Source organism: Zhongshania sp. (genome assembly GCF_041584495.1).
Classification (GTDB): Bacteria; Pseudomonadota; Gammaproteobacteria; order Pseudomonadales; family Spongiibacteraceae; genus Spongiibacter.
Window position 1 is genome coordinate 1 of record NZ_JBFHDY010000189.1, and the last position, 3,949, is coordinate 3,949.

General features: G+C 48.7%; 4 protein-coding genes. All 4 read right to left on the reverse strand.

Annotated features, from left to right (window positions below):
- Nucleotides 1-185: 185 nt before the first annotated feature.
- On the reverse strand, nucleotides 186-524 hold the full coding sequence (gene glnK, locus ABYP33_RS17650) for a P-II family nitrogen regulator (protein WP_008253411.1): 339 nt from the start codon (nucleotides 522-524) through the stop codon (nucleotides 186-188).
- A 600-nt stretch (nucleotides 525-1,124) separates the two neighbouring features.
- The gene (locus ABYP33_RS17655) at nucleotides 1,125-2,369 is read right to left on the reverse strand and encodes an ammonium transporter (RefSeq protein ID WP_373092514.1); all 1,245 of its coding nucleotides are present in this window, start codon (nucleotides 2,367-2,369) and stop codon (nucleotides 1,125-1,127) included.
- Nucleotides 2,370-2,435: 66 nt separating this feature from the next.
- A complete protein-coding gene (glnK, locus tag ABYP33_RS17660) occupies nucleotides 2,436-2,774 on the reverse strand; it encodes a P-II family nitrogen regulator (protein ID WP_008253407.1) in 339 nt (112 codons plus the stop codon).
- An 86-nt stretch (nucleotides 2,775-2,860) separates the two neighbouring features.
- Nucleotides 2,861-3,526, reverse strand: coding sequence for a TorF family putative porin (locus tag ABYP33_RS17665; RefSeq protein ID WP_373092516.1), 666 nt, complete (start codon nucleotides 3,524-3,526; stop codon nucleotides 2,861-2,863).
- Nucleotides 3,527-3,949 lie beyond the last annotated feature (423 nt).

A 3,949-nucleotide genomic window follows, 5' to 3' on the forward strand; every position in this document is an offset into this window, starting at 1 on the left:
ACACCCTTGCCGTTCGGCTAATCGTTCCCCTTGCCGGGCCGATAGTGGACTCTCACCACCAAGTCATCCAATCGCCACCACGCGGTTTGGAACAGCGCCCGTCACGGCGCTACGCGCCATGCCTGGCGCACGCACAAAAAAGGCGGCTAAAAAGCCGCCTATAACTTGCTGATGTAAACCGTGATTTAGATCGCGTCTTCGCCAGTCTCGCCGGTGCGAATACGAATAACTTGCTCAAGCGAGGTGACGAATATTTTACCGTCGCCAATTTTACCGGTACAAGCGGCCTTGGTGACGGTATCAATGACTTTCTCTACCTGATCGTCGGTCACAGCAATTTCTAACTTAACCTTGGGCAAGAAATCGACAACGTATTCTGCGCCACGGTACAGCTCGGTATGGCCTTTCTGGCGACCGAAGCCTTTAACTTCGGTTACCGTAACACCCTGCACGCCAATTTCCGACAAAGCGGCACGGACATCATCTAATTTAAACGGCTTAATAACCGCACTGACTAATTTCATCGCCGTAGTATCCCCTTCATTATGATTACTGCAATTTACACCCTATTTAGCCTCGGCTGCAGGGGTTTGGCAAGGTGATCACGTATTTTGCTGTAAATAAGTGCAAAAAAACTGGTGGGTTACGAGGTATGAAACGCCAATCCTGCACTACCACTGCGCTTGACGGGAGACGCATTTTATTCACGGTCGCTCACATGGATACCTGCCTGCACAGCTGTGACTTGACGGCAAGACCAGCACTTACCCTTGCTGGTCACTCCTGCGGAAGCAGGAGTCCATCACACTACGGAGCAGCAAATGCTCAGCGCTTTCGCGCTGCTAGGACGGGCCTTTGCGTCTCTCGTCTTCCGTCAAGCCTTTGGCGGGCAGGGGCATTCGCTACGCTCATATGAGTATCTGCCTGCGCAGGTGTGACTTGACGGCAAGACCAGCACTTACCCTTGCTGGTCACTCCTGCGGAGGCAGGAGTCCATCACACTACGGAGCAGCAAGTGCTCAGCGCTTTCGCGCTGCTAGGACGGGCCCTTGCGTCTCTCGGCAAGCTTAAAACAAAAAAAGGGCGCTCAATGAGCGCCCTGAAATCACCAAACGGGGAGAGTCTTACTTGCTGGTGAATTCTGGATAAGCTTCCATACCGCATTCAGAGAGGTCGACACCTTCGTACTCTTCCTCTTCAGCAACACGTATACCCATAACCACTTTGAGTATGCTCCAAACCACTAGGCTGGCACCAAACACCCACGCGAAGATGATCGCTGCGCCGTAAATCTGAGCACCAAAGCTGGCATCGGTGTTCGTTAATGGCACCGCCACCAAGCCCCACAAGCCAACAACACCGTGTACAGAGATCGCACCAACGGGATCGTCGATTTTGATTTTGTCCAAGGCCAAGATCGAGAACACCACGATCACACCACCCACTGCACCGATTAAGGTTGCGGCCATTGGGCCAGGCGTCAGTGGTTCTGCAGTAATAGCAACCAGCCCAGCCAAGGCGCCGTTCAATGCCATGGTCAAATCTGCTTTACCGAACAGAATGCGAGCAACCAACAGGGCCGCAATCAATCCACCAGAAGCAGCGGCGTTGGTGTTAACAAATACTTGTGCTGTGGCGTTGGCTTCTTCAATGTTAGAAACCATCAACTCAGAGCCGCCGTTAAAGCCGAACCAGCCCATCCACAGGATGAAGGTACCAAGGGTTGCCAGCGGCAGGTTGGCACCAGGAATTGCGTTAACTTGACCGCCTGCGCCATATTTGCCCTTACGTGCGCCCAGCAGCAGTACACCTGCCAATGCTGCCGCAGCGCCACACATGTGAACTACACCAGAACCCGCGAAATCAGAGAAGCCGGCTGCGTCGAGAAAACCGCCGCCCCATTTCCACATACCTTGTAGAGGGTAAATAACACCGGTCATTACCACTGCAAAAGCAAGGAAGGCCCACAGTTTCATGCGCTCAGCAACCGCACCAGAAACAATCGACATAGCAGTAGCAACAAACACTACTTGGAAGAAGAAGTCTGAAGAACCAGAGTAGTAGATGTCGCCGTTAGAGGCTAATACGTCTTCTACTGACGCATCAGAAATGCCATTGCCAAACCATGAGTCTGGCAGAATGCCACCTTCAGAACCACCGTACATAATTGTGTAACCACACAGCAAATACATGGTGCAGGCAATTGCGTACAGTGCAATATTTTTGGTTAAAATTTCAGTCGTATTTTTTGAACGAACCAGACCGGCTTCGAGCATGGCAAAACCTGCTGCCATCCACATAACCAGCGCGCCACAGACAAGGAAATAGAACGTGTCCAGGGCGTACTTGACCTGTATGATGTCTTCCATCACATGCCCTCCAAAGGGAAAGAGAATTATCTTTTAATTAATGTTTATAACAACCGTAATGCGAAATTAAATAGCGTCTTCGCCAGTCTCGCCAGTACGGATACGAACAACCTGCTCAAGTGCGGTAACAAAAATTTTGCCGTCACCAATTTTACCGGTATTCGCTGATTTAGTAATTGCTTCAATAGTCGGCTCAACAGACCCGTCTGCAACTGCAACTTCGATCTTCACCTTAGGAAGAAAATCTACAACGTACTCAGCGCCACGATACAACTCTGTGTGACCTTTTTGGCGACCAAAACCCTTCACCTCGGTAACAGTTATGCCCTGTACGCCGATGTCAGACAGCGCCTCACGCACATCATCAAGTTTGAATGGCTTAATAACAGCCGTAATCAATTTCATCGGAAATCTCCTGTTAATGTGCGTGAATCACACACTAGGACTAAGTTAAAAAAATGACCGGCAACAACAAGCCACCGGTCGGGGTATTACATAGAAATTGGCAAGCTATAAGAAACAATGAATTTTGGATCTGTATCTACAGCCAATACATCATCACCATCCTGTTGGCTCACAATAAACGACAGATTGTCGTTATAAGCATAAGAGAGGTCGGCGTGCATAGTTTCGTTACCATCGATATCTTCCATACCGATAGTTAACGAGAATGCAGCTACACTGCCGCTAATGGTGTAGTAGTTGTATAAGGTGTAGCCAGATGGACCAGCAATCGGCTCATAGTAAGAGACGCTAATTGGGCCAAGACCAACAGTAAGGATCAGGTCTGAATGCTCAAACAAATCAGTTTCTTCGGTAGCGAGGTAGCCAGCGCCAGTGGGGTAGTTGTAGTTCCAAACACTAATATCGAAACTTACACCACCACCGATGTCCATACCGTAACCGGCGTATAAGTCGTACTCAGTGCCCGCTGCTGTGTCACCAGATGACGCCCAAGCGCCAATATAGGCACCGGCAGTGCTATAGCTCAGATCGCCAGACACTGCCGGAGTACCTGAACCCAGATCATAACCACGCCATAAATAAGTACTGGCAACACCAACACTAGCAGCAACTTCTGCAGAAGCCGGTGCAGCAATCATGGCCATTGAAGCTGCTGCAACACTAGCAGCCAATAAAGTTTTCATTTTGTTCATGTTGTAGTCTCCGCATTTTGGTATATAGAAAGTGATCAAGCACAATCCTGGTCTTGCTATAGCATTTTCGGTGCCAACTACTTTTTTATTATTAAAATTCAATAAGTTACAAAGATATCACTCCGCACGAATAAAACTCGGCAAGAACCATGCTTTATGCACCTACGCCAAAATCCGAGCTTATGCACAAATATAGGGCGAACAACAAAATCTGCTTTACATAATGCCTCAAAAAAATGCGCTTGGACTTTCTGTTCTAGATAGAGCGGCGCAAAATTGCGTAGGATATTTGAAATTAACACAATAAAAACAATCAGATAGCGTACAGAAATGACGATTAATACAGCTGTCCCAGATGAATGCCAAATCACACGCACTATTTAAGTGCCAACGCACTATTAGCCAGCGAGGACCACTAATTCG

Coding starts and splice junctions, on each gene's coding strand:
- ABYP33_RS17665 (WP_373092516.1), bottom strand. CDS start 3,526: ATGAACAAAATGAAAACTTTATTGGCTGCTAGTGTTGCAGCAGCTTCA.
- ABYP33_RS17655 (WP_373092514.1), bottom strand. CDS start 2,369: ATGGAAGACATCATACAGGTCAAGTACGCCCTGGACACGTTCTATTTC.
- glnK (WP_008253411.1), bottom strand. CDS start 524: ATGAAATTAGTCAGTGCGGTTATTAAGCCGTTTAAATTAGATGATGTC.
- glnK (WP_008253407.1), bottom strand. CDS start 2,774: ATGAAATTGATTACGGCTGTTATTAAGCCATTCAAACTTGATGATGTG.